2 protein-coding genes are annotated in these 4994 nt (G+C 40.0%); one reads left to right on the plus strand and one right to left on the minus strand.

All coding sequences use genetic code 11. The annotated features are described in order from the left end of the window. A partial coding sequence (locus ACFO3G_RS01505) for an IS256 family transposase (RefSeq protein WP_380077306.1) occupies positions 1-823 on the minus strand: 823 nt, incomplete at its 3' end. 224 nt (positions 824-1047) lie between these two features. On the opposite strand from ACFO3G_RS01505, the gene ACFO3G_RS01510 reads away from it, so the two are divergent. After that, positions 1048-4722, plus strand: coding sequence for a choice-of-anchor J domain-containing protein (locus tag ACFO3G_RS01510; RefSeq protein WP_380077308.1), 3675 nt, complete (start codon positions 1048-1050; stop codon positions 4720-4722). The last annotated feature ends 272 nt before the right edge of the window (positions 4723-4994 follow it).

Raw genomic sequence — 4994 nt, forward strand, 5'->3', positions numbered from 1 at the left:
CAGAAGATTCCGTACTGAATACCTCTTTCAATTCCGATGAAAACAAAGCCTTGTCCCGCGGCCTCACTTTGGCCTGAAGCTCCCTCTTCTTGTGAACGGTACACAATTGAACCGACACCCCCTTAAAGCACTCCGAAGCCACTTCTTCTATCCCGCACAATCCGTCCGAAACGATCAGCTTCAATTCCTTCAGACCGCGTGCCTTCAAGTCGGAAAAGAAAGCTCTCCAAATATGACTTCCCTCGGTGGGATTGTTGTAGATCCCGACAATTTCACGTCGCCCGTCTTCGCTTAAACCCATGGCCACAAAGAAGGCCTCTTTGGTACAACTGCCTCCGCGCCTGACCGGAATAAAGGTGGCATCGATGATCAGGGCTTCCAGACGACAGGGAAGTTTGCGACTCATAAAGGCTTCCACACGGGAGCGTGTTCCTATGCTCAGACGGTTGATGCTGCTCGTACTCATCTCTTTACCATAAAGCAACTCGAAGCATTTGGAGATGTCCTGCATCGTGCTGCCTTGCGAATACATCAGGGAGCACAGACGAGCCATCTCTTCTTCCTGATCTTTCAATATCCCCAAAAGAATAGGCATAAACCCACGAACCCGGGTTCTCGGAACCCGGAGTTCGAGCATATTCCCCTCGTAGAGGATTTTACGGGGACGAAAACCGTTCCCATAGTCCCGGTGCTCATCCAAATAGATGGTGCGTTCCCCCTCCATGATGATTTCCATCATAAGAATCAATAATTCGTTGAGTCCGTCTTTGCTTGTCAGTTGATTCGAAATAATTTCTTTAATTTGTGTGCGTGTAAGATCCATACTGTTTATCGTTTTATTTTTTCTTTTTCAAAGATAATTGTCTTGGGTCTTACACACTTTTTCGGGACAGTATCTATTTTCCGGTACCAAGATACAGCATGATATTAGATATCAAATAAACGTAAAAGTCAACCTTATTTGTTGTAAAGAATTACCATTCAGACACCTTATCGTAAGGAGAAATATACTACCTTTACACCGATCACATTATAAACATGTATAAAATGAAAACAAATCTACCAAGATTTATGATGTTCGTCATTTTGATGAGCATCGCTGTGGCTGTAGGTCTTAACCTCAATGCCCGTGAAAGCGAATTATTGGCACCGCCTGAAGGGATTGACTTCAGCGTGCTTACGACTGACAATCCAATCACTGAATTTAACGTAAGTGGTGAGAAAGTTTACAAACAAGCATTAGCAGACGGCTGGAAAAGTCTATCGGACAACAAATCCAAAAAGTGGATTGTCCCGTACAAAGATGATTGCTTCAAAGTTAGTGCAAGTGTGTTTGATAAACCTCCATTCAACACCTATCTCGTTAGCCCGGCTTTGGACCTTACTAAGATTGGGGGGAAAGAGCTTACATTTCTATTCAAAATCACTTACGACAATGAACTTCCTCTCAAAGTCTTTATTATAGATAGGAAGGGAGAGACCATCAAAGAGATCTTCAATCAGTCACCCCAAACAAAAAAACAATATGAACCAGGCAAAGCCATCATTCCTCAAGGCTTGAGCGGCATCGGATTCATAGCATTCAATGCACAATCGTTTGCACAACCATTCAACGAATTTGCCCTTAAAGATATTATTTTGGCTGAAGGGAGCAATCAACCGACTATCAGCTCGGACAAAACAACAATCGAATGGGATGCAATAAATGTTGGAGAGACATCCGTTCATAAATCGGCCTCGATTATTATAACAAATAATGAGGCTACACCTAAGATTGAACTTACCGGTGAAGACAAAGACAACTTCTCGGTGGTTGATCAGAATAGCCTTACTGCGATCGGAGGAAATTTAAGCTTTGTATTCGTACCTAAATCTGAAGGAAGAAAGAATGCAACAGCCATAATCTCATTGGGAGAAGTAAAATGTGAAATAAAACTTAGTGGTCTCGCTCTAAAAGGTAATCCAAATCCGGAGCCCGACCCGGAACCAAACCCCGATCCAAAACCAGAGATAAAGGACAACATCGAACTTCTAAAAGATCAATTTTTCGAAAACTTCGATCAAAACGATTCTCCTCGCGAATGGGAGACAAAAGGAGATGTCAGGAAGACACTCAAAGGATATCATCCCAATACCGGATTTGGTATTCAACTTGTGGCTAAAGAGATTCCCTCAGCTATTTGGCAAAAAGTTGATTTGACTCAAGAAGGAAAAGAGGTTTCCAAAGGAGATGTATTGGAAGGTATGATTCATTACAGAGGATTAGCACCCAAAAATCCTAATGGATCACTTAGACTAAGCTGCTATTGGACAGATGCTCAAGGCAAAAAAATAACTTCTGAAGAAGATCTATTTATCAACAATGATCATACATACTTTGATAAGCAGCTGGCTTGGGGTGAACTTAAATTCAGAGCAACCGCTCCTGAAGGTGCAAAATTCTTTGTCTTTGGGGTTGAGACAAACAAACATGCTATTGCCGAAGTGGACGACTTTAGCCTACTTAAGCTCAAATCTCTGGCTGTGAAGACCGAGTTTGTATCTATCATACCCGGTATGGTTGTACTCAATGGTGAAATTAACAAACCTATCCATTCTCACATTTTGGTACAAGGATACTCACTCACAGGAGAACGCAAAGCTACTATCAATGGGCCGGAAGGCGTATTGGTAATGGCACAGGACAAACTTCCACAAGGCAATAGCGTACAAGATATTGCATACACAATTACAGCTAAAGAAAAAGGCATTTATGGTCTTGGACGAAAAAACAGTCCATTCAAAATCATTTTCAACAACAATGGAGAAAAAGCAGAATGTTTCATTACAGCCAATATCATTGATGGAGACAACAAGCCATCCATTAAGTTGGCAGGAGAAAATGAGATTGACAAAATGTCTGCTTATCCACAAGAAACTTCTACTCAAGAAATAACATTCGACATCAATAATGTCATTGACCATATCAATATCTCTATCAAACAAGGAGACGACAAACCATTTAAGATTAATACAGGACAATTCTACTATAGTGAGAAGCAAGATAAGGCTTTAAGCAACAAGCTTACCATTACTTTTGCTCCAAAAGAGTCCAAGGAATATAAAGCTACCCTATGCTTGACAACAACCGGAACCGATACAGTCAAATACGAATTGACCGGCATCGGACTTAGTAGAGGCGAAGGATGGAGCGAAAAATTCGAAGCTGACCAAAAGATGGATCCTCGCTTTGTAGGAGGGGTATGGAAAGGCTATCATAAATTCGACAGAGGCTATTACAAATTAGATGGAGCTTGGAAAGATAAGAATGAGATCATCCTATCCAAAGGTGGTATGATCGAATGTGACGAATTATTTGATTATGGAATTCAGAAACTTAGTGTTACTCCCGAAGAAACAGCAAAAGATCTTAAGATTGAAATAAGCATCGATGGAGGCGGACACTGGGTTGCATTGGAAAATAAAGATCTTATAGACAGCCATAGACCGACCAGGTTCAGACTTGTCAATACCTCTGCAAAAGACCTGACAATCAATAGTATCGATTTGGATCTTTCGGATAAGGAACATGTTCAAAAATTTAAAAGTATAGAGGATGCGATGATATTGGGGGTAGACAAAGAGCCTCTAAACAAACTTGAAGAATACTTCGAATCCGAAAGACATACAAGAGATCTGATCATTCCGGGATGGCAAAACATCACACTCAAAGGCAATCGTGCTTTTAGAGGTTGGGATCACAAAAATCTTAAAACTCGAGAAATAGAAGAACGTTGTGCCCAAATAAGCTTCTACAATTCTCAAGTTCTTGAGGACACAGGCGAAATGCAGTCTTGGCTTATTTCTCCCACAATCTCCTATAAAGCTGCAGAGTCAAAAGTGCTCACATTTAGGATACGTTACGAACTTCCACAAGAAAACAGCCCTGAAAAGTTTGGTGTATGGATCATAACTGAAGACAATAAAGCGGCAAAAGCACAGTATTTGGATATCACCCAATATACTATGGTCAAAAATCCGGAAGATGATACATGGATAGACTACTGTATCGAATTGGATAAGGTTGAAGACATCACAATCAACGACAAATTCCATGTTGCATTCTCTTTTGACAGTCCAAGCAGCGGAAAAGATGTGACTCTAACTTTCAAAATTGATGATGTGACATTCGGCAGAACTGATATCACAAAACCTATTGCAGATACAGAAGGGCTAACATTTAACTTTATCCCTAATGTAAAAACAGATCCACAAAAAGTGAAGATTACAGTAGAGAATCCCAAAAATCCACTTTCAGTTATACTAATCCCGAAACGTCTCACAGACTCCTTTATCATTGACAAAGAATATTTGCCAAAAGATGGAGGCGATATTGAGGTAAGATATTTCAGCAAAGAGGATAAGCAAAGAGCTGCAGCTCTTCTTGTACAATCCAGAGGTGGACAAAGCGTAATGATTAAACTGCTGGCAATGAAGGATACATCGGCAGAGCTTATCGAAGAACAGTCAAACATAAAAGTATATCCAACCGTTGCCAAAGAAGCTATCAATATAGATGGCCAATATCATATGTATTACGTATTCAACATGGCAGGACAACTAATCATGTCAGGGAATTATACTAAAAGCCTTGATATCAATGCAATACCTTCCGGAAAATACATTTTGAGATTAGTTTCTGAAATGAATACGATACAAACAAAATCATTCATAAAAGAATGACAATCTTCAATCGAGCGTTTTAATATGATTGAATAACAATTCGAATGTAATTGCTAAACAATAATTAAACACTCACTAAAAATAGAAAGGCGTGTCTAAACAAAGGCACGCCTTTTTGCTATTGCAACAAATGACTGAAAGAATATTATTGCTGTCCGATAAAAGTTTCATAGGACATATTAATGATGCTCAATCGCTGAATTTATGCGGTTGAGCATTTCATTTTTACAAGATAAGCCCCCCCTAATCAAAAAGCGAGGGTATTAAAGGGG

Origin of the sequence: Falsiporphyromonas endometrii, assembly GCF_042654485.1 — a bacterium.
Classification (GTDB): Bacteria; Bacteroidota; Bacteroidia; order Bacteroidales; family Porphyromonadaceae; genus Porphyromonas; species Porphyromonas endometrii.

What these genes read in the sequence shown, in the direction of transcription:
- ACFO3G_RS01510 (WP_380077308.1), top strand. Translation starts at nt 1,048, where the DNA reads ATGAAAACAAATCTACCAAGATTTATGATGTTCGTCATTTTGATGAGC.